General features: G+C 35.4%; 16 protein-coding genes. 6 read left to right on the forward strand and 10 right to left on the reverse strand.

The window, feature by feature from the left end; all coding sequences use genetic code 11:
* Positions 1-488: 488 nt before the first annotated feature.
* Entirely contained in the window at positions 489-5,030 is a 4,542-nt protein-coding gene (dnaE, locus tag K8B81_RS10550; protein ID WP_223681392.1) for a DNA polymerase III subunit alpha, read from the forward strand.
* A 177-nt stretch (positions 5,031-5,207) separates the two neighbouring features.
* Positions 5,208-6,158 carry an outer membrane beta-barrel protein gene (locus K8B81_RS10555; protein ID WP_223681393.1) on the forward strand — a complete coding sequence of 317 codons (951 nt, stop codon included), beginning with the start codon at positions 5,208-5,210 and terminating at the stop codon, positions 6,156-6,158.
* Positions 6,159-6,332: 174 nt separating this feature from the next.
* Here K8B81_RS10555 and K8B81_RS10560 read toward each other — a convergent pair whose 3' ends face one another.
* From K8B81_RS10560 to K8B81_RS10575, 4 genes are all read right to left on the reverse strand, one after another.
* Positions 6,333-7,325, reverse strand: a complete 993-nt coding sequence (locus tag K8B81_RS10560; RefSeq protein ID WP_223681395.1) for a Gfo/Idh/MocA family protein — start codon at positions 7,323-7,325, stop codon at positions 6,333-6,335.
* Between the two features lie 235 nt (positions 7,326-7,560).
* Entirely contained in the window at positions 7,561-9,648 is a 2,088-nt protein-coding gene (locus K8B81_RS10565) for a prolyl oligopeptidase family serine peptidase (protein WP_394370719.1), read from the reverse strand.
* Positions 9,649-9,828: 180 nt separating this feature from the next.
* Positions 9,829-12,036, reverse strand: a complete 2,208-nt coding sequence (locus K8B81_RS10570) for a TonB-dependent receptor (protein WP_223681399.1) — start codon at positions 12,034-12,036, stop codon at positions 9,829-9,831.
* A gap of 143 nt (positions 12,037-12,179) precedes the next feature.
* Positions 12,180-12,533: a hypothetical protein gene (locus K8B81_RS10575; protein WP_223681400.1), complete on the reverse strand. Its 354-nt coding sequence runs from the start codon at positions 12,531-12,533 to the stop codon at positions 12,180-12,182.
* Between the two features lie 207 nt (positions 12,534-12,740).
* Here K8B81_RS10575 and K8B81_RS10580 point away from each other — a divergent pair, with 207 nt between their 5' ends.
* On the forward strand, positions 12,741-13,439 hold the full coding sequence (locus K8B81_RS10580; protein ID WP_223681402.1) for a porin family protein: 699 nt from the start codon (positions 12,741-12,743) through the stop codon (positions 13,437-13,439).
* Here the strand turns inward: K8B81_RS10580 and K8B81_RS10585 are convergent.
* Positions 13,434-14,039, reverse strand: a complete 606-nt coding sequence (locus K8B81_RS10585; RefSeq protein ID WP_223681404.1) for a hypothetical protein — start codon at positions 14,037-14,039, stop codon at positions 13,434-13,436. The genes K8B81_RS10580 and K8B81_RS10585 overlap by 6 nt on opposite strands.
* A gap of 131 nt (positions 14,040-14,170) precedes the next feature.
* On the opposite strand from K8B81_RS10585, the gene K8B81_RS10590 reads away from it, so the two are divergent.
* The 3 genes from K8B81_RS10590 to K8B81_RS10600 all read left to right on the forward strand — a co-directional run bounded on the left by K8B81_RS10590 (position 14,171) and on the right by K8B81_RS10600 (position 18,250).
* Positions 14,171-16,639 carry a bifunctional UDP-N-acetylmuramoyl-tripeptide:D-alanyl-D-alanine ligase/alanine racemase gene (locus K8B81_RS10590; RefSeq protein WP_223681406.1) on the forward strand — a complete coding sequence of 823 codons (2,469 nt, stop codon included), beginning with the start codon at positions 14,171-14,173 and terminating at the stop codon, positions 16,637-16,639.
* A 65-nt stretch (positions 16,640-16,704) separates the two neighbouring features.
* Positions 16,705-17,088 (forward strand): large-conductance mechanosensitive channel protein MscL, encoded by a 384-nt coding sequence (gene mscL, locus K8B81_RS10595; protein WP_223681408.1) that lies wholly within the window; start codon positions 16,705-16,707, stop codon positions 17,086-17,088.
* A 172-nt stretch (positions 17,089-17,260) separates the two neighbouring features.
* Positions 17,261-18,250, forward strand: a complete 990-nt coding sequence (locus K8B81_RS10600) for an aspartate-semialdehyde dehydrogenase (RefSeq protein WP_223681409.1) — start codon at positions 17,261-17,263, stop codon at positions 18,248-18,250.
* Between the two features lie 208 nt (positions 18,251-18,458).
* Here K8B81_RS10600 and K8B81_RS10605 read toward each other — a convergent pair whose 3' ends face one another.
* The 5 genes from K8B81_RS10605 to K8B81_RS10625 all read right to left on the reverse strand — a co-directional run.
* Entirely contained in the window at positions 18,459-18,776 is a 318-nt protein-coding gene (locus K8B81_RS10605) for a 2Fe-2S iron-sulfur cluster-binding family protein (protein ID WP_223681411.1), read from the reverse strand.
* A 62-nt stretch (positions 18,777-18,838) separates the two neighbouring features.
* Positions 18,839-19,324, reverse strand: coding sequence for a hypothetical protein (locus tag K8B81_RS10610; protein WP_223681413.1), 486 nt, complete (start codon positions 19,322-19,324; stop codon positions 18,839-18,841).
* A 213-nt stretch (positions 19,325-19,537) separates the two neighbouring features.
* Positions 19,538-19,777, reverse strand: coding sequence for a NifU family protein (locus K8B81_RS10615; RefSeq protein WP_017494691.1), 240 nt, complete (start codon positions 19,775-19,777; stop codon positions 19,538-19,540).
* Between the two features lie 76 nt (positions 19,778-19,853).
* Positions 19,854-20,984: an Mrp/NBP35 family ATP-binding protein gene (locus tag K8B81_RS10620; RefSeq protein WP_223681414.1), complete on the reverse strand. Its 1,131-nt coding sequence runs from the start codon at positions 20,982-20,984 to the stop codon at positions 19,854-19,856.
* A gap of 347 nt (positions 20,985-21,331) precedes the next feature.
* Positions 21,332-21,651, reverse strand: a 320-nt coding sequence (locus tag K8B81_RS10625; RefSeq protein WP_223681415.1) for a transposase, incomplete at its 5' end; no start/stop codon positions are given.

Genomic DNA, 21,651 nt, shown 5'->3' on the forward strand with positions numbered 1-21,651 from the left:
ATACAGGAACTGATTTTGAAATTCCTTTTTAAGCCTAAATTTTACCTGATTGGTTTTAATTTTAATAGTTTGCAAATTTATCTCAAAAACCCTATAAAATGTATTGTTTAATTAAAAAAAATGTAACAAATCGGATTAAAATAGTAATAATTATTAGTTTTAATTTCTTTTTGTAAAGCTTGGTTTTTTAATTTTTTGGTGTTTTTTGAGCTGTTTTTTATTAGTTATTTAGATTCAATAAAACACCTTAATACTACGACATCCAAGAAGTGAAATTTTATGAAATTTTACATATTTTAAGATAAAACCTGATATCTTCATAAGAATCTCTTTTACTTGAAATTTCCATTTTCTGTCTCCCAAAAAAAGCGTAAATTTGAATTCCTTCCAGTTTTCATTTCGACTTTTAGTATGTTTCATGTTGTCAGTATTTTGCAATGTGAAAGTTTGGGAATTTGGAACTTTAATATTTGACTTTTAACAACTTTATGTATTTAATATTCGATACCGAAACAACCGGATTACCAAAACGCTGGGATGCACCAATTACAGATTCTGATAACTGGCCCCGCTGTATTCAGATCGCCTGGCAGCTTCATGACGAAATGGGGCAGCTTATTGAACATCAGGATTATTTGGTAAAACCAGACGGATTTAATATTCCGTATGATGCTGAACGTATTCACGGAATCTCGACTGAATTAGCTGAAGCCGATGGAATCACGCTGGCCGAAGTTTTAGAAAAATTCAATATTGCATTAAGCAAAACCAAATTTATCGTTGGTCAGAATTTAGGATTCGACGTTAATATTATGGGTGCTGAATTTCATAGAATGGGAGTTGAATCTCAAATGAGTTCAATGCCCGTTTTAGATACTTGTACCGAAGTTACCGCATCATTATTAAAACTTCCTGGCGGGCGAGGAGGAAAATTCAAACTTCCGACTTTGACGGAGCTTCACGAATATTTATTCAATGTTCCTTTCGCGGAAGCGCACAACGCAACTGCCGACGTTGAAGCAACAACGCGTTGTTTCCTGGAATTGGTAAGAAGAGAAGTTTTTACCAAAGAAGAATTAGACGTTCCGAAAGAGTATTTCAAAGATTTTCAGGAAAGAAATCCGCAGCCATTTCAGCTTATTGGTTTAAAACACATCAATTTAAAAGCAGCTTCTGATAAAATCAGGGAGCAGCTTAAAGCTTTAGCCGGAGAAGGAAGGGAGGCGGTTGTTTCAGAAGAAGATAAAGCGGATTTCAAAGCGGCAAAATTTGCGCATTTGCACAATCATACGCAGTTTTCAGTTTTGCAGTCGACTATCGGAATTGGGAATATTGTTTCGGCTACAGCCAAAAACGGAATGCCGGCTGTTGCCATGACTGATACTGGAAACATGATGGGCGCTTTCCATTTTGTGAGCGCTGTTATGAACCACAATAAAGGTGCTTCTGCCAAAAATAAAGCTTTAGCTGAAGCAGGAGAGGAGCCAACAGAAACCGAAATTAAACCCATTGTGGGTTGTGAATTTAATATTTGCGACAACCATTTAGATAAAAGCAAAAAGGACAATGGCTATCAGGTTGTCTTAATGGCTAAAAATAAAGCTGGTTATCACAATCTGGCTAAAATGGCTTCGATTGCTTATACCGACGGATTTTATTATGTTCCGAGAATTGATAAAAATATTGTAGAGCAATACAAAGGCGACATTATGGTTCTGTCTGGGAATTTATACGGTGAAATTCCGAGTAAAATTCTGAATATCGGTGAAAACCAAGCAGAGGAAGCATTGATTTGGTGGAAAGAACAATTTGGCGAAGACTTCTATCTGGAAGTGATGCGCCACAATCAGGAAGATGAAAATCGTGTAAACAAAACGCTGATTGAGTTTTCGCAAAAACACAATATCAAATTAATTGCGACCAACAATACCTATTATTTAAATAAAGAAGATGCCAATGCGCACGACATTTTATTGTGTGTAAAAGACGGTGAAAAACAGGCAACGCCAATTGGTCGTGGCCGTGGTTACCGTTACGGACTTCCAAATCAGGAATATTATTTCAAGTCTCAGGACGAGATGAAAAAACTATTTGCCGATTTGCCGGAAGCGATTATCAACATTCAGGAAATTATCGATAAAGTAGAAACTTATTCTCTTTACCGGGATGTATTGCTTCCAAAATTTGAAATTCCGGAAGAATTTTTTGATCCGGAAGATGAAAAAGACAATGGTGTTCGCGGTGAAAATGCTTATTTGCGTTATCTTACCATGGAAGGTGCTAAAAGAAGGTACGGCGAAATTACAGAGTCGATTCAGGAACGTCTGGATTTCGAATTATTGACAATTTCGAATTCAGGATATCCGGGTTACTTCCTGATTGTACAGGATTTCATTGCCGAAGCCAGAAAAATGGACGTTTCGGTAGGACCAGGACGTGGTTCTGCAGCCGGATCTGCGGTTGCATACTGTCTCGGAATTACCAATATTGACCCCATTAAATACGACTTGCTTTTTGAGCGTTTCCTAAATCCTGACCGTGTATCGATGCCCGATATTGATATCGACTTTGATGACGAGGGTCGTGGACGTGTAATGGAATATGTAATCAATAAATACGGTCAAAAACAGGTAGCGCAGATTATCACATATGGTAAAATGGCAACCAAATCAGCTATTCGTGATACGGCGCGTGTACTGGATTTACCCTTATTTGAAGCCGACAGGATTGCTAAACTGATTCCTGCGATGATGCCAGGAAAGTGGAATCTGGCACGATTTATTTCTGAGAGTGAAGATGAGGTTAAAAAAGCTTTAAAATCGTCTGAGGAATTTGACCGGGTTAAGGAATTAATTGCGATTGCCAATGAAGAAGATCTTGCAGGGGAAACCATTCAGCAGGCAAAAATACTTGAAGGTTCGATGCGTAATACGGGAATTCACGCCTGCGGGGTAATCATTACGCCGTCGGACATTACGAATTATGTTCCTGTGACAACCGCAAAAGATTCCGATTTGTATGTAACGCAGTTCGACAACTCGGTTGCAGAAAGTGCCGGATTGCTGAAAATGGACTTTTTGGGTCTGAAGACCCTTACACTGATAAAAGATACCGTAAAACTGGTAAAATACAGAACTGGAATTGATCTTGACCCGGATACTTTTCCGATTGATGATCCTGAAACATATGCACTTTTCCAAAGAGGTGAAACGGTTGGAATCTTCCAATACGAGTCACCCGGAATGCAGAAATACATGAAAGATCTGAAGCCAACGGTTTTTGGGGATTTAATTGCGATGAACGCCTTGTATCGTCCGGGACCTTTGGAGTATATTCCTTCTTTTGTTCGAAGAAAAAACGGTGATGAAGAAATCAAATACGATTTAGATGCCTGTGCCGAATATTTGTCAGAAACCTACGGAATTACAGTTTACCAGGAGCAGGTGATGCTTTTGTCTCAGTCTTTAGCAGGATTTACAAAGGGTGAGGCCGACGTCTTGCGTAAGGCGATGGGTAAAAAACAAAAAGACGTACTGGATAAAATGAAGCCTAAGTTTGTTGAGCAGGCATCGGCAAAAGGTCATGATGCTAAAGTTTTAGAGAAAATCTGGAAAGACTGGGAAGCCTTTGCGAGTTATGCCTTCAACAAATCGCACTCGACTTGTTATGCGTGGATTGCCTACCAAACAGCTTATTTGAAAGCGCATTATCCTGCCGAATATATGGCGGCGGTACTTTCGAATAACATGAACGATATCAAGCAGGTTTCTTTCTTCATGGAAGAATGTAAACGTATGGGATTACAGGTTTTAGGTCCTTGCGTAAACGAATCGTACTATAAATTTACGGTAAATGATGATTATGCGGTACGTTTTGGAATGGGGGCAATTAAAGGCGTAGGTTCCGGAGCTGTTGCAACCATTGTTGAAAACAGAAAAGACGGAAGATATAAATCAATTTTTGATCTGGCGAAAAGAATTGATTTGCGTGCCGCCAATAAAAAAGCGATTGAGAATTTAGCATTAGCCGGAGGATTTGATTCTTTTGAAGGAACAACAAGAGCACAGTACTTTCATGACGATGGTGACGGAATTACGTTCTACGAAAAAGCAATGCGCTATGGAAATAAGTTTCAGGAAAACGAAAATTCATCGCAGGTAAGTTTGTTTGGAGAAACAAGCGAAGTACAGATTGCGGAACCTGTTGTACCGCCATGTGAAGACTGGAGTACGATGGAAAAACTCGCTAAAGAAAAAGAAGTTGTCGGAATCTATATTTCCGGACATCCGCTTGATGATTTTAAATTTGAAATGAAATACTTCTGTAATGCGAGACTGGAAGCATTGAAAAGCATGGAGCAGTATGTAGGGAAAAATCTAACCTTTGCCGGAATTATCAATAATGTACAGCATAGAATTTCTAAAAACGGAAAGGGGTGGGCGATGTTTACTCTCGAAGGTTATGATGAAAGTTATGAGTTCCGGATATTTAATGAAGAGTACCTTAAATTCCGCCATTTCCTGATTCAGAATAATTTTGCCCATATTAAGGTATTGATTAAAGATGGCTGGGTCAATCATGATACTGGAAAAAAATCAGAGCCGAGATTGCAGTTTGTTGAAGTAAGACAGTTACAGGATGTTTTGGAAGCATTTGCTAAAAAATTGATTTTACTACTCAATATTAAAGACTTGCAAACAGAGTTTATTCATAAGTTAAGCAATCTGTTTAATACTTATAAAGGAGATAATTCGGTGACTTTTGAAATCATGGAACTTGAAAAAATCAAGCGTATGGTTGAGGTTGAAACCGCCAATGAGTTTGAAGAAACAGACGACACCGTTTTTACAGATGAAAATGATGATGGGGATGTTGTTCTTGACGATACTAAAATAAAAGAAGTAACAGAAGTTGAAGAAATAAAAGTAGTAACCAAATTGACTATGCCAAGCAGAAGGCTTAAAGTTAAAATTTCGACAGAATTGTTGCAGGAATTAGAAAAAATGCAGGTTAATTTTAAACTTAACTAAAAATTTAACAGTTAAAATTTAATTAATAATATGATTTTTAGGTTAAAATTATGCGTGCATAGTAGATTCTTTCGCGAATAATTTGTAAATTGACAGTTATGATAAAACAGTGTGGGAATGCTGTAAAAAAAGATATCTAATTTATTTTATGTTTGTGTGAAATTAATAAAGAAAATTATGAAAAAGCATTTATTTTTAATCGGATTAATGATTTGTTCCATGGCCACAATGGCACAGTCAGAAAGTGCAGATAAACCGGAAAGCTGGTATTTTAAATTGGGTGGATCTTACTTCATTCAGACAGCCGCGACGGAGTTTCCAATTGTAAATGGTCAATTGCCTAATACGGATGTGTATGGGGCTAATGGAACCACTTTAATTTCGAGAGAAACGAATCATGGTTCATTCGGAGAAGGATTTCGTACGGGTTTAACTGCTGGATACCGTTTTTCAACACGTTTAGGAGTTGAAATGGGGATCAACTATTATTCCAGTGCTGATAAATTGATGGTTGAAACTACAAATCGTTTAGTTGCTACTTCACCAACAAATATTTTTGTAACAGGAGATGCTGTCGGGAAAATAAGAGCTTGGGATTTATCTCCTTCATTAGTATTATTCTTAGGAGAAGCCAGAGGTTTTGAACCTTACACAAAAGTGGGGGTTATTGTTCCTATTCACGGAGATTTAACTATTGAAACAAATCGTGAGTATTATACTGTAGCACCAACCAGAACAACAGTAGCAAAAACATATGCTGAGGATGTTGTAAAACCTAATCCAACTCTTGGTTTTATGGCTGCGATTGGAACTTCATATAAATTGGGTAAAAAACTGGCATTATTTGCTGAAATTGAATACAGAAACTTTACTGTTCATGGAGATACAAAAGAAACTACTGTGTTTACTGAAAATGGTGTAGATAAATTGCATACACCAACTACTTTTAGACCAGATGCTTCTTATTCTGCGATTCATACGAATTATGTAGATAAATTAACGACAACTTCTAATAGTAAAGTAACGAATGCTGCTGGTTTTGATGATACAAAAGCAACTGATGATATTAGTTCGTATGTTGGAATTTCTGGTGTAGGATTAACAATAGGTCTTAAATACAGTCTGTAATTTTCCACTTCTAATAATTTACAAAAAAAGAGGATATTTTTTCGAATATCCTATTTTTTGCATTTTTTGTCATTTCGACGAAAGGAGAAATCACACTAGTAATTCGACAAAGATTGACAATTCACTTTGCGGAATTTCGCGTGTGATTTCTCCTTTCGTCGAAATGACAGAGTTTTATTTCGAATTTCTAAATTCCTTCAAAACCTGATCAATAACCCAGGTTGTCCTGGCTGCGGATGTTCCTTTTGAAGGAGAAAATCCTTCTTTGCCTAAAAGTTCTTCCATGACGGTTTCAATAAATGGCTGCTGAATATGTAGCGGATTTTCGATTGTAATGGTTTCTTTTTCTCCATTTGCATATTCAATAAGGATTGGATCTTCTCCGAAAGTTGAAAATGCTATTTTGCCTTTGTCGCCCACAATTTCGGTATTGTCATAACGTTCAAAACTGGCGAAATTCCATAATCCGGATCCGTGAATTCCATTTTCGAACAGAAAAGACATTGAAACAGCATCTTCGGCAGGGTAGGCTTTTAACTGAGAAGTAGCATGTCCGCGAACGGATTTTATCGGGCCTAAAACAAAATCTAAAAAGTCTAAAGTATGGCAAGCCAGATCAACAAAAATTCCGCCGCCTGAAATGTGAGGTAAAACGGTCCACGGAAGATTGATTTCGTCGTCATAACGTTCTTCAAAAGGATGGTACAAAACACAGTTTACGTGGCGGATGTTTCCTAACTTTCCTTCATCGATTATTTCTTTGATTTTTAAAAACCGTGGTAAAGATCTTCTGTAATAGGCCACAAACAACGGAACATTGTGTTCTTTACATATGCTGATCATTTCGTTGCATTCTTCAAAAGTCAGCGCCATAGGTTTTTCGACATAAACCGGTTTTCCGGCTTTGGCACACAAAATCGTATATTCTTTATGAGAAGATGGAGGAGTAGCAATATAAACGGCATCAACTTCAGGATCATTTATTAAATCGGTAGCATTTGAATACCATTTCGGAACGTTGTGGCGTTTGGCGTAATCTTCGGAAAGTGCTGCATCTCTTCGCATAACAGCAACTAAAGCAGAGTTTGGTGCTTTCTGAAATGCCGGACCGCTTTTGACTTCAGTTACATTTCCACAGCCTATGATTCCCCATTTTATAATTTTCATGGTTTGTTTTTTTAAGTTATTTCAAATTTAAGTTTTATAAAAAAGTTAGCCACGAATTCACGAATTTATTTCACGCAGATTTTACAGATCTAAACAGATTTAAATTGATTCCATTAAAAAATCTGTGTGCATCTGCTAAAATCTATTTTAAATCTGCGTGAAATAAAAAATAAAGCCACGATATTCAGAAAAATAATTCGTGAATTCGTGGCTAAAAAAGTTTAGTTTTAAAGTCTTATTTCTTAGGCAATGATTTAAAACCCATATTGTAAAGCGTGAACGCCTGTATATCTACATTTTCCTGAATCGTAGCCGCAACAGATTTACCTGCTCCGTGACCTGCTTTTACATCAATACGAATCAACACAGGATTGTCTCCCGTTTGTTTTTCCTGTAATTCAGAAGCGAATTTGAAACTGTGAGCAGGAACCACACGATCGTCATGATCTCCGGTTGTGACCATTGTTGCAGGATAATGAGTTCCTTTTTTAACGTTGTGAACCGGAGAATATCCTTTTAAGTATTCGAACATTTCTTTATTATCCTGAGAAGTTCCGTAGTCATAAGCCCATCCTGCACCTGCTGTAAAGGCATTGTAACGAAGCATATCCATAACGCCAACTGCTGGTAAAGCTACTTTCATCAAATCAGGACGCTGTGTCATAGTGGCCCCAACTAATAAACCTCCGTTTGAACCTCCTCGAATGGCTAAGAAATCGGATGAGGTATATTTTTGCGCAATTAAATATTCGGCTGCGGCAATAAAATCATCAAATACATTTTGTTTTTGAAGTTTTGTTCCGGCATCATGCCATTTTTTTCCGTATTCACCGCCGCCTCGTAAATTGGCAACGGCATAAACGCCTCCATTCTCTAACCAAACTGCATTTGCAATACTGAAAGCCGGGGTTAAGCTAATATTGAATCCTCCATAACCGTAAAGGATTGTTGGGTTTTTACCGTCTAATTTTGTTCCCTTTTTGTAGGTAATAATCATCGGGATTTTGGTTCCGTCTTTTGAAGTATAAAAAACTTGTTTAGATTCGTAGTCTTCACTTTTGAAATCTACTTTTGGTTTTTGATAAATTTCAGATTTCCCTGATTTTGGTTCAAAAGAATAAATGCTTCCCGGAGTGGTATAATTAGTAAAGGTGTAATATAAAATCTTTTCCTCTTTTTTACCGCCAAATCCACCTGCAGTTCCCACAGCAGGAAGTTTGATTTCACGCACTAATTTTCCGCTGTAATCGTATTGCTGTACAAATGAAACAGCATCTTTTGTATAGTTGGCAAAGAAATATCCTGCACCGGTTGAAGGTGACAAAATATCTTTAGTTTCTTTAATAAAATCTTTCCAGTTTTCCGGTTTTGGATTGCTAAAATCAACCGTTACAACACGTTTGTTTGGAGCATTAAGGTCGGTTTCGATAAACAATTTGCTTCCTTCATTTTCTATGATACTATTGTCGCTGTTAAAGTTGTCCACAATCGTAACAATTGGACTGTTTGGTTTGGTAAGGTCTTTAATGTACAACTCATTTCCGTAAGTAGAATTGGCTGCTGTGATCACCAGATAACTATTGTCCTCAGTAACATAACCTCCAACATATCTTCTCTTTTGGTCGCTGCCAAAAATAACTTTATCATCCTTTTGGGAAGTTCCTAATTTGTGGAAATACAATTTATGCTGATCTGTTTTGGCAGACAATTCACTTCCTTTTGGCTTGTCATAGCTGGAGTAGTAAAAACCTTCATTTTTATACCATGAAATCCCGCTGAATTTTACATCGACTAAAGTGTCTTCCAAAACTTTTTTCGAAAGCGCATCAATTATAATTACTTTTCGCCAGTCGCTTCCTCCTTCGGAAATAGAATAAGCGGCTTTTGATCCGTCTTTTGAAAAATCCAGTCCTCCAAGCGAAGTGGTTCCGTCTTTAGAAAAGGTGTTCGGATCTAAAAAAACTTCTTCTTTACCGCTTTTGTCTTTCCTGTAAACAACCGATTGGTTCTGAAGTCCATTGTTTTTAAAATAGTAGGTAAAATTCCCTTCTTTAAAAGGAGCGCCTATTTTTTCGTAATTCCAAAGTTTTTCCATTCTTGCCTTTAAAGCATCGCGAAACGGAATCTGATTAAGATAGGCATACGTTACTTCATTTTGTGCTTTTACCCAGGAACCAGTTTCTTCTGATTTATCATCTTCAAGCCAGCGGTAAGGATCAGCTACTTTGGTATCAAAATAAACATCAACAGTTTCTCCTTTTTTAGTTTCTGGATACTTAATTTTACTTTGACCGGAAGAAATTCCTACTGTAGTTATTGCCATTATTAGAAATGTTTTTTTCATAGTTAGTTTTTATCTGTTGTAACAAAAATAGCATTTTTTGTGAAAATTGATAAATGTTTAACCGCAAAGTATGCAAGGAAAAAAACGCAAAGTTCGCAAAGTTTTTTATTTGCTTTGCGAACTTTGCGCTTCTTAGCGTCTTTGCGGTTAAATAAGATTTTATAATGTGAAATTAACTCCCAAAACAATATTTCGTCCAATATTCGGAATACCGTCTGTTTTTAATCGCGAAAGGTGTGCAATATATTTTTTATCGAATAAATTGTTTCCGTTTAAGTTAATGTCAAAAGCAGTTTTGCCCAGTTTTACGGTTCCTCCAAAGCCTAAATTGACTAAAGTGTACCCTTCTGAAGCGGTTTCAAAACCACTCACATTATCCTGATCAAAAGTCGAAGAAACATTTAAGGAAGCAAAACCTTCACTTAACCAGTTTTTAATATTGAATTCAGTTCTTAATGTGTTGTTCCAATTATTGGCCGGAATTAAAGGCAGATAATCGTTATTGTCTTTTTTACCGCTTACGGTTTCAAAGCTGGTTTCAAAATGCAGCCAGTCTAATGGATGCGGGTGAAAGTGAAGCCCAACTTCGCCACCAAATAATTGTGCATTATCCTGAATGTAGGCGAAAACATCATTATCATCTAAAACATCTCCGGTTGGAGAAGTATAAATGTAATTGTTAATGTGGTTGTAAAATCCGTTTACAAAGAATTCAAAATGCGAATTTTTATATTCCAGATTCAAATCAGTCTGAACATTTTGTTCGGTTTTTAAATTAGCATTTCCAATTTCGTAACGGTTGGTTCCTTCGTGAACGCCGTTTGAAGTTAGTTCTGCCAGATTAGGTGCTCTAAATCCGGTAGCTACATTTAATCGAAGGGTTAACGGTTCTGCTAATTTTGTTTTATATCCCAAAGAAGCATTAAAACTGTCAAAAGATTTGTCAAGCGGTAAAAAATAACCTTCTTCACCTTCTGTTCCGTGTGCAATTGACGTAACATTTCTGTTGTCAAAACGTAATCCGGCTTGTAAAACACTGTTATTCCATTCATAATTCGCCGTTCCAAAAATGCCAAAATCATTCGTTGTCGCATCCGGAATTAAATATTCTTCTCCAGAATTTTTATTGGTCTGATGCATTCCCTGAACGCCCAAAATAGTTTCAATTTTACCGAATTTTGGAAAATGGTATTTTACATTATAGTTGAAAGTATTTAGTTTCATGTGTAAAGATGCTTCATTGCTGTCTTCAAATTCGCTTCTGTCATTGGAGATATAACCCAGATCAACATCCAGTTTTGAATTTTCAAAGAAGATCACATTATTTAAACTAAACAAATGATTGAAAATCCCCTGTCTGGGAAATTGGGTGTCCTTGCTCGAAGATTGTTCAGCGATTCCATCTTCCGGAATTCCGATGTCCAGTTTATTGTAATTATAACGTAAAACGCTTGAAAAAGTGGAATTGCTGTACCCGATTCCGGTTTTAAAGTCAGTTTCATTATAGCGTGAATTGGTCACACGGTCGCCATCGGCAATTTTATAATCAGAGTGGGTGTTGAAGCTTCCACGGGCCAAAAATTTCCAGTTGTCTGTTGAGGTTTTTAATCCAATAGAGGAATTGCTTCCTTCTGTATTGGTAAAATATTTTTGACTGAAATTAGCTTTAAAATCACCTGCATCTGCAAATTTTTCAGGATTGAAATATAAAACACCTCCCAAAGCGTCAGAACCGTATAATAATGAAGCAGGTCCTTTGATTACTTCGACACTTTCGATTCCGGCATCATTTAACCCTAGTCCATGTTCATCACCAAACTGCTGGTTTTCGATACGGACACCTTGCGAATACACCAAAACACGATTGCCGCTCAATCCGCGGATTACGGGTTTCCCTATAGAAGTTCCTGTAGAAATCTGAGAAACTCCAGGAATTGTCGCCAGCCCTTCGATTAAGGTTGAAGTTCCTTTTTGCTGTAATGTTTTAATGCTTTCGTGATCAATTTTCATCACATTTTGCGATTGCAGTTTGTTAAAAGGAGTAGAAACCACGACTTCATCCATTTCTAAAATAGATTCTAAAAGTATAATGTCTAATGTATTTTCTTTTACCAGTTTAACAATGGTTTTATTTTGATTGGCATAACCTACATAAGAAAAAGCAAGTCGTAAATTTCCGTTTGGAAGATTCTTTAATTCATATTTTCCGTTCTCGTCTGTTGTAGTTCCTTTATGCAATTCGGGAGCGTAAACCGAAACGCCCGGCAAAGGATTATTTTGATTATCAGTTACAGTTCCTGAAACCGAATTTTGAGCAGAAACAATGCCCGAAAACCCTAAAATAAGGGCAATTATAATTTTTTTCATTTGAAAATGATTGCTATAGTTAATGGATTTTTTAATCCGAATCAAATAGGGTAAAGTCAACTGAATTCCCATAGTAATGAAAACCAGAAAACTTAACTGAGTTTTGAATTCAGTTAAAACTGTGTTTTTCGAATAATCGAAATTTAAGATACTATAGCGAAAGGAGGTCCGCGAAGAGCGTAAAGACTTCCGGAAAAGGAAATGATACTTTCTGAAAATCGAAAGAAATAAGGGATTCCCTGGTGATTGCTGAAAAACTGAAATATGAAATTTTCAGGAGCAATGTAGCTTCCAAAAGAAAAATGACAGATAAAGCAAGAGTCATCGTTGTGATGCTGATGCGTGATTTCGCCATTTGCGTCATTATAATTATGATGACATTTTTTTTCGGAAAGCTGTTGCGAGATATGTTCATAACTGTGTATCGACTGAAACAGTATTGAGAACAATACCATCAGTCCCAAAGAAAAACCGGTTATGAGCTGTCTTCTTTTCATTATGATGCAAAGGTATAAAAGCAAATATAAAAATGTTGGACTTTAACGCTTTTTATTGAAAATAGTGCAACAGAATATTTTAATGTAAGGCGAAAACAGAATAATTAGCATTGTAGCGCTTCATGAACAATCATTATATTATATTTGTGTGTCAAATAAATAATCCCCAAAAGCGTTTATTTGAAATTCTATTAATTCAAACACACTATGCGATTATTTTTCAGTTATTTATTTCTGATATCTTTTTTTAATGTTTTTTCGCAGGAAGAAAAACCTGAAATTAAACCTGTTAAAATCGATTCTTTGTACAGAGAAGATCAGTTTTATTTTTCTGTTGGTTATAATCTTTTTTCTAAGGCTCCACAAGGTCTTAAGCAGAATAAATTTTCTGCCGGGATTTCTGCGGGTTTTTTGAGAGATATGCCAATTAACAAAAACAGGACAGTTGCAGTAGCTGCAGGTCTTGGTTTCACTTATAAGAATTATTTTCAGAACCTCACCATTTCTAAAAGCAATGATGGGGCATTAATTTACGGAGTAAATGATTACAATGAATTTGTATCAAATAAATACAGACAGTATTCGGTAGACCTCCCTATAGAATTTAGATGGAGAAATTCTACTTATGAGAGTCATAAGTTCTGGAGAATTTATACAGGCCTTAAATTTAGCTACATTTTAGACAGTAAATCTATGGTTGATGATGGTGAAAACAAATACATAATCCACAATAATCCTGACATCAATAAATTTCAGTATGGGGCTACACTTTCTGCTGGTTATAATACCTGGAATGTTTATTTTTACTATGGGCTAAATCCTTTATTTAAAGATGTTAAAACTGTTTCCGGAGAAGAGATCAAGCTGAAAACCATGAGCCTTGGTCTTATTTTTTATATTTTATAGCCACAAATACAAAAATAAAACCTGAGGAATAATTCCAACGAAAAAGCCTATTATCAGTTCTCTATACGTATGTGCATTCATTTCCAGGCGTGACGATGCCACAATTCCGGTCAGTAAAATCAAAAGAGCAGGCCAGTACGGATTATGCAGCTGTAGATGCATATTCAGTCCAATTACAAAAACAGCAAAACCACTTATGGCCATCATGTGTAAACTGACTTTTACCTTAAAAATGGCGTAAATAAGAGCAAAAATAGTACTGAATAATCCGCCCAGAAAGAAAAAATGTAATTCGGGATAACGGCTTATTACAATACTCCTTTTTACGAGCAATATTAATAAGAAGCAAAGCAGAGTCAACGGAATAATGCGCTGTGATGTATCTGGAATCATTACTGATTTTATATTTCCGGTTGATTTTAGCAATAAAAAAAACAATATCGGAACGATAAAAGTAATAATCAGGATCTGAAATAAAACGAAATATTTTTCCTGAATAGTGAAGACATCCCCTTTATAAAAAAGATAAAATAATGCAGCGTATATAGGGATAAAAACCGGATGCAATATATACGAGAATAAGGGAAGAATCTTTTTCAAAACGCTGTAATTTGAGGTCTTCGACAAATATAACTGAAATATAAACAGGATTTTGTTAACTGTTTATTTTTTAAGAAAATCACAACTCTTTTCAGGCTTAATGTTTAAATTTGAAAAAAAGAATTTTTCTAATGAGCGTAAATTTAAAAAGCCTTGTTTCGGTTCTTCATGCCGATTGGACTGGCTCAGATGCCGCCGTTTTTGTTGATCACATTTCTATAGACAGCCGTTCACTTCAAAATGGTTCGCAAACCTTGTTTTTCGCATTGACGGGCGTCAATAATGATGGACATTCTTATATTTTAGAATTAATAGAAAAGGGTGTACAGAATTTTGTAGTGCAATATATTCCTGAAAATAGTGTTGGAAAAGCTAATTTTTTAGTTGTAAAATCTACTCTGGAAGCACTACAGAAATTTGCTGCTTATCATCGAAATCATTTTGATATACCTGTCATTGGATTAACCGGAAGCAACGGAAAAACAATAGTAAAAGAGTGGCTCAATTTTTTACTCGGCCCAGATTATAATATCATCAGAAGTCCTAAAAGTTATAATTCGCAGGTTGGTGTACCGCTTTCGGTAATTGCAATTAACGAAAAGCATAATTTAGGCATTTTTGAAGCGGGAATTTCTACCGTTAATGAAATGGATAAACTGGAAGAAATCATTAAGCCAACTATAGGAATACTCACGAATATTGGTACTGCGCACGATGAAGGTTTTTTGAATTTAGTACAAAAAATTGATGAAAAACTGCTTTTGTTTAAAGACTGTCCGGTAATTATTTATCAGAAAAATGAAACTGTAGATTCCTGCCTTTCTCAATTCGCTGCCGAATACATGCTGCATCCCAGAAAGCTTTTTTCATGGAGTTACACAGATAAATCGGCAGATGTTTTTATTCTGAAAAAAGAAAATAAGGAAGAAGCCACAAGTATTCAATATCGATTTAAAAAAGAAAATTATGATCTGCAGATCCCTTTTAGCGATTCGGCTTCTGTAGAAAATGCCATTTCATGTTTATTGGTTCTGCTTTATTTTCAATATGATGCTGCAACGATTCAAGATCGTATTCAGGGATTGTATCCGGTAGAAATGCGTCTGGAAGTCAAAAACGGAATCCATAATTGCAGCATTATTGATGATAGTTACAGTTCCGATTTTCAGTCTCTAAAAATAGCGCTGGATTTTCTGGAAAGTCAAAAAAAGAATGCGTCTAAAACCGTTATTTTATCCGATATCTTTCAAAGCGGATTTTCAAACGAAGAATTATATTCTAAAGTAGCGCAATTAATCACTGATAACAAAGTCAATCGGGTTATTGGAATTGGCTCTACGATTTCGTCATTTAAAGACAAATTTTCGAATTGTATCACCTATCAAAATACTGCAGAGTTTATTGCCGATTTTGAAAATCTGAATTTTGCGAATGAAACGATTTTAATAAAAGGGGCGAGGTCATTCCAGTTTGAAGAAATTGTGTATTTGCTGGAAGAGAAAACCCATGAAACGATTCTTGAAATCAACCTGAATTCAATTAGTCATAATTTGAATTTCTTTAAATCGAAATTAGCTCATGATGTTAAAATAATGGTCATGGTTAAAGCATTTGGTTATGGAAACGGAGGGCTTGAAATAGCAAAATTACTGGAGCATCATAAAGTGGATTATTTAGGTGTGGCCTTTGCCGATGAAGGAATTTCACTGAAAAATGGCGGAATCAAATTACCTATTATGGTGTTAAATCCAGAATCTACGAGTTTTGCATCGATTATTCAGTACCGGTTAGAACCTGAAATTTATAGTTTAAAAGGCTTAAACGCTTTTTTGAAAATTGCCCGTGAAAAGAATTTGAAAGATTTTCCAATCCACATCAAACTTGATACAGGAATGCATCGTCTGGGTTTTGAAGAAAATACAATTGAGGAATTGATTGAAACTTTAAAAGGAAATTCAACCGTTCGTATTCAGAGTATTTTATCGCACATGGCTACGAGTGATGACATACAGCATTATGAATTTGCAATGTCGCAGATCAGATTATTCGAAAAACTGTCTTCAAAATTAATGAATGAATTAGGGGTAAAACCAATCCGTCATATCCTTAATACTTCTGGAATCAGTAATTTTCCGGATGCACAATATGATATGGTTCGTTTGGGAATTGGCCTTTACGGTGTTTCAAATGATTCTTCGGAACAAAAATACCTGGAAAATGTTGGGACTTTAAAATCGATTATTTCACAGGTTCGAACCATTCCAGCAGGAGACAGCGTAGGATATGGCAGAAGATTTATGGCCGAAAAAGAAACCAAAATTGCTACCATTCCAATTGGTTATGCAGACGGAATTTCAAGATTATGGGGCAACGAAGTAGGCTATGTAACGATTAAAAATCAAAAAGCACCTATTGTAGGAAGTGTCTGTATGGATATGCTGATGGTAAATGTTAGCGAAATTGATTGTAAAGAAGGCGATTCAGTTATTATTTTTGGGGAAAGCCCCACTGTAACAGAAATAGCAGATGCTTTAAAAACGATACCTTATGAAATCCTTACGAGTATTTCGCAAAGGGTAAAAAGGGTGTTTTTTAGGTAGCTTTAAAGAACTTTCAATAAAATTATGTATTTTCGATATCTATTAATTACATAAAAAGAAACATTATGGGATTTATTTCAGAATTTAAGGAATTTGCCATGAAAGGCAATGTAGTCGATTTGGCTGTCGGTGTGATTATTGGAGCTGCTTTTGGTAAAATTGTAAGCTCGTTAATTGAAGATGTAATTACACCGTTAATATTGAAACCTGCTCTAGACGCAGCAAATTTATCAACTATAGAACAGTTAGTTGCTTTTGGTGGAGTAAAATATGGCATGTTTCTTTCTGCAGTAATTAACTTTGTAATTGTTGCTTTTGTTTTGTTCTTAATTATCAAGGGAATAAATAATCTTAAGAAGAAAGAAGAGCCTGCACCGAATCAACCAGCAGCGCCAACTCAGGAAGAATTGCTTACGCAAATTAGAGATCTTTTGAAAAATAAACAATAATACAATATACCGCTACACTAAAGTCTAACTTAACCGCCTTCTAAAGAGGCGGTTTTTTTTGTTTTGTTTACTTTATAACAATTTGTTATTTTTTGTGAACCGAATTGTAATCGTTTTTATTATCCTTACTTTTGCCATCTAAATTAGAACATTCATAATAAAAAATATAAAAATGAGAATAGCGGTTGTAGGCGCCACCGGTATGGTTGGCGAGATCATGTTAAAAGTTTTAGCAGAAAGAAATTTTCCGGTTACAGAATTAATTCCTGTTGCTTCAGAGAAATCTGTAGGTAAAGAAATCGAATATAAAGGACAGAAATATAAAGTGGTTGGTTTGCAGACTGCTGTTGATTTAAAAGCAGATATCGCTGTTTTCTCTGCAGGAGGTGATACTTCATTAGAGTGGGCGCCAAAATTTGCTGCTGCCGGAACAACGGTAATCGACAATTCATCTGCCTGGAGAATGGATCCGACAAAAAAACTGATCGTTCCTGAAATCAACGCAGAGTCTTTGACTAAAGAAGATAAAATCATTGCAAATCCAAATTGCTCTACTATTCAGATGGTATTGACTTTGGCTCCTTTGCATAGAAAATACAACATCAAAAGAATTATTGTTTCGACTTACCAGTCTATTACAGGTACAGGTGTAAAAGCGGTTAGACAATTAGAAAATGAGTATGCAGGAATAGAAGGTGATATGGCGTACAAATACCCAATTCACAGAAATGCAATTCCACAATGCGATAGTTTCGAAGAAAACGGATACACGAAAGAAGAAATGAAATTAGTTCGTGAAACTCAAAAAATCCTTGCAGATAATACAATCAGAGTTACAGCTACTGCAGTACGTGTTCCTGTTGTTGGAGGTCATAGTGAGGCTGTAAATGTTGAGTTTACTAATGATTTTGAAGTGAATGAAGTTCGTGAAATTCTACAAAACACAGACGGAGTAGTGGTACAGGATGATTTGGATGCATTTTCTTATCCGATGCCTTTATTTGCTGAAGGTAAAAATGAAGTTTTTGTTGGAAGAATCCGTCGTGACGAAAGCCAGCCAAATACATTAAACATGTGGATTGTGGCTGATAACTTAAGAAAAGGTGCTGCAACAAACACAATCCAAATCGCAGAATATTTAATTCAGGCAGGTTTGGTATAAACTGAGGTTACAAAAATTGTTATAGAAAAAAAAACCGTAATTACGAATAAGTGATTACGGTTTTTTTTGTTTTGAATATCGCTGTTAAGTATTAGTGAAAATGAATTTCTAATACTATTAAGGCTATTTCAAATAAAAATTCCAAACTTCCATGGAATATTATTCGTTACATTGGAATTTGGAATTTTAAAATATTGTGATTTATTATTTAATACTCTGGAGCCAATTCAAGTTCCAGCCCGTCTAATTCAGTAGTAATTGGGATCTGACATCCTAAACGGCTATTCGATTTTACGTAAAACGCTTCTGAAAGCATGGCTTCTTCATCATCGCCCATTTCTGGTAATGCAACATCATTAAGAACGTAACACTGGCAGGAAGCACACATGGCCATTCCGCCACAGGTTCCTTCAACAGGGAGTTCGTATGCTTTGCATAACTCCATTATATTCATTGCCATATCAGTTGGAGCCTGTAATTCGTGTATAACCCCTTCTCGATCTTTAATTTTTATTAATACATCCATTTTAAACTATTGGAATTTATTTAGTTAGAATTCGATAACATGATCAAATTCTAAAATATTTATTAACTAGTTGATTTTAGTGTAAAAGCATATTCTTTTCTGCTGCTTTCTTTGAGGTGCATCTTAGCACCCAATATATTTCCACCTTTTTCTAATAAAGTTACAATAACAATTACGGAATAATAATCTTTATCCATCTGAAAAATCAAAGTGCCTTCGTAAGTCGAATTTAAAACTCCTTGCTTATCTGTTGTTGCAGATAATTTTCTCGGATGTGAGAAATCTGCTGTACTATAAGCCATTTTATTTGAGAACTTTGCTTTACCTTCGCAAAAATCATATAAAAAATCGTAATTACCAATTCTAAAACTACCTTCTTCACTTTGATGATTGATAGAAAATACAATTTTTCCTGAATAACTGTAATCAGACCATTCTTCTGAATCATTTACCCAAGCTTTATCAACAAGTAATGTTTCTTGACTTTGTTGCGCATAATTTACAGCTACTGAAAACAATAATATAAAAAGTATGTAATATTTTTTCATGATTTAAGTTTAAGGGGTTTGCTACAAATTTAAGTTAAATGTGTAGCAATTCCTTAACAGAATCTCTCAAATCTTTTGATTATTTTTTATCAAAATCATAAAAAAATATGTGTTTTAACATATTTCTATGTGAAATTTTAGTAGAAACACTCAAATGACTAATTATTCTTATCAATTTTAATCTTGCAATAAGAAGTTAAATCATTTATTTCATTACATAATATTAACCACAGTTTCTATTTGCGGAGCATATTTTTTGATTGTTGTTTCTACACCTGCCTTTAAGGTCATCTGATTTACACTGCAGCTAATACAGGCTCCTTCAAGACGAACTTTTACATGTTTATCGTCTTCAATAGAAATTAGCGTAATGTCACCTCCATCAGAATTCAAAAAAGGTCTGATTTCATCAAGAGCCAATAATACGTTGCTTGTTAATTCTTCTGTTGTCATAATATCTAATGTGTCAATTAGATAATTTGATAATTAGATAATTTTCATTATCTAATTATCAAATTATCTCAATTATCTAATTTTTCTTTACTGCTGAACAACCTGCCATGGTTGTGATTTTTATGGCTTCTGTTGCAGGCAGGCTTTCATTTCTGTTTACTGTTTCCTGAACGACATTTCGCGTAATTTCTTCAAATACAGTTTCAATTGGTGAAGCTGTTTGTAAGGCTGCCGGACGGCCATAATCTCCGGCTTCACGAATAGATTGTACAATTGGAACTTCTCCTAAAAAAGGAACATCTAAATCTTCTGCCAGATTTTTAGCGCCTTCTTTTCCAAAGATATAATATTTATTATCAGGTAATTCTTCAGGTGTAAAGTACGCCATGTTTTCAATAATCCCCAGAACAGGTACATTGATATTGTCCTGCATAAACATTGCCACTCCTTTTTTTGCATCTGCCAAAGCAACAGCTTGCGGAGTACTTACTACTACAGCACCTGTGATAGGTAATGACTGCATGATCGAAAGATGAATATCACCTGTTCCCGGAGGGAAATCCAGAAGCATAAAATCCAATTCTCCCCAGTCAGCATCAAAAATCATTTGGTTCAAAGCTTTTGCAGCCATTGGACCTCTCCATATTACAGCCTGGCTTGGCGCTGTAAAAAATCCGATTGAAAGCATTTTAATTTCGTAACTTTCTACAGGTTTCATTTTTGATTTCCCATCAACGGTAACAGAAATTGGTTTCTCGTTTTCAACATCAAACATAATTGGCATTGAAGGTCCGTAAATATCAGCATCCAGAACGCCAACTTTAAATCCCATTTTTGCCAGAGTTACGGCTAAATTTGCTGTAACAGTAGATTTTCCGACACCTCCTTTTCCGGAAGCAACGGCAATTATATTTTTGATTCCCGGAATGGCACGGCCTTTAATTTCGTTTTTCTCAGGAGTTTCTACCTTCGTATTTACCTTAATTTTTGCTTCTGGCGATACCCGTTCATGAATCGTTTTTTTGATATCGTCTTCTGCTCTTTTTTTAATGTGCATGGCAGGTGTATGAAGTACTAAATCTACCACTACTTCATCACCAAATGTAATAACATTGGCAACAGCACCGCTTTCAACCATATTTTTTCCTTCTCCGGCTATGGTAATAGTTTCCAAAGCTTTAAGAATTTCTTTTCTATCTAATTTCATTTTTGATATAATGTTTTCTAATGAGCGAAATTAATTTTAAGTAATATTAATTTAACTAAATTCAGTTTGCAAAGATAACGCATTAAGTTCGGATTTTTGCTGTTTTGGATTGTATTTGTTGATATTACAATTATTGAAAATGATACGTTTTATAAAAATGAGATTCTGAATTAGAATGATTCAAACTAACCTCTACACTTAAATTTTCTAACTCCACAGGGTTTTAGCATTGATCCCAATTTTGGTTTAGGAAAATTACTAAAAACAAAAAAGAGGCTGTCCCAAAAGGGCAGCTTCTTTCGTTTGTTGATAATGTTTCTTTTTAAGCAGCTATTTGATATAATTGTTCATATTAGGTCAATTTTGATAAAAACAGCATTTTTTGACGTTTTAAAATCGCATGAAAATGTTTTTTGGAAGTTATTATATTGTTTTCTGCTCAATTTTCGAAGATTATGGGCAAGCGCCATCAGTCCAAATTCGATTTGGATTTTTTCAAGTCCTTTTAAGGTAAACCGGGTAAATTTATTGTTGCTTTTAAGTTGCCCGAAAACCGCTTCAACTTCTATTGGACGTTTGCTTCGGTGTTGTTTCCCTTTTTCAGAATTAAGCCGTTCCTTAGCTTTGAATTTAAGGGCATTCAGGCGATGATTCACTTCAATTCTCC

Source organism: Flavobacterium hibisci, from assembly GCF_020026925.1.
Classification (GTDB): Bacteria; Bacteroidota; Bacteroidia; order Flavobacteriales; family Flavobacteriaceae; genus Flavobacterium; species Flavobacterium hibisci.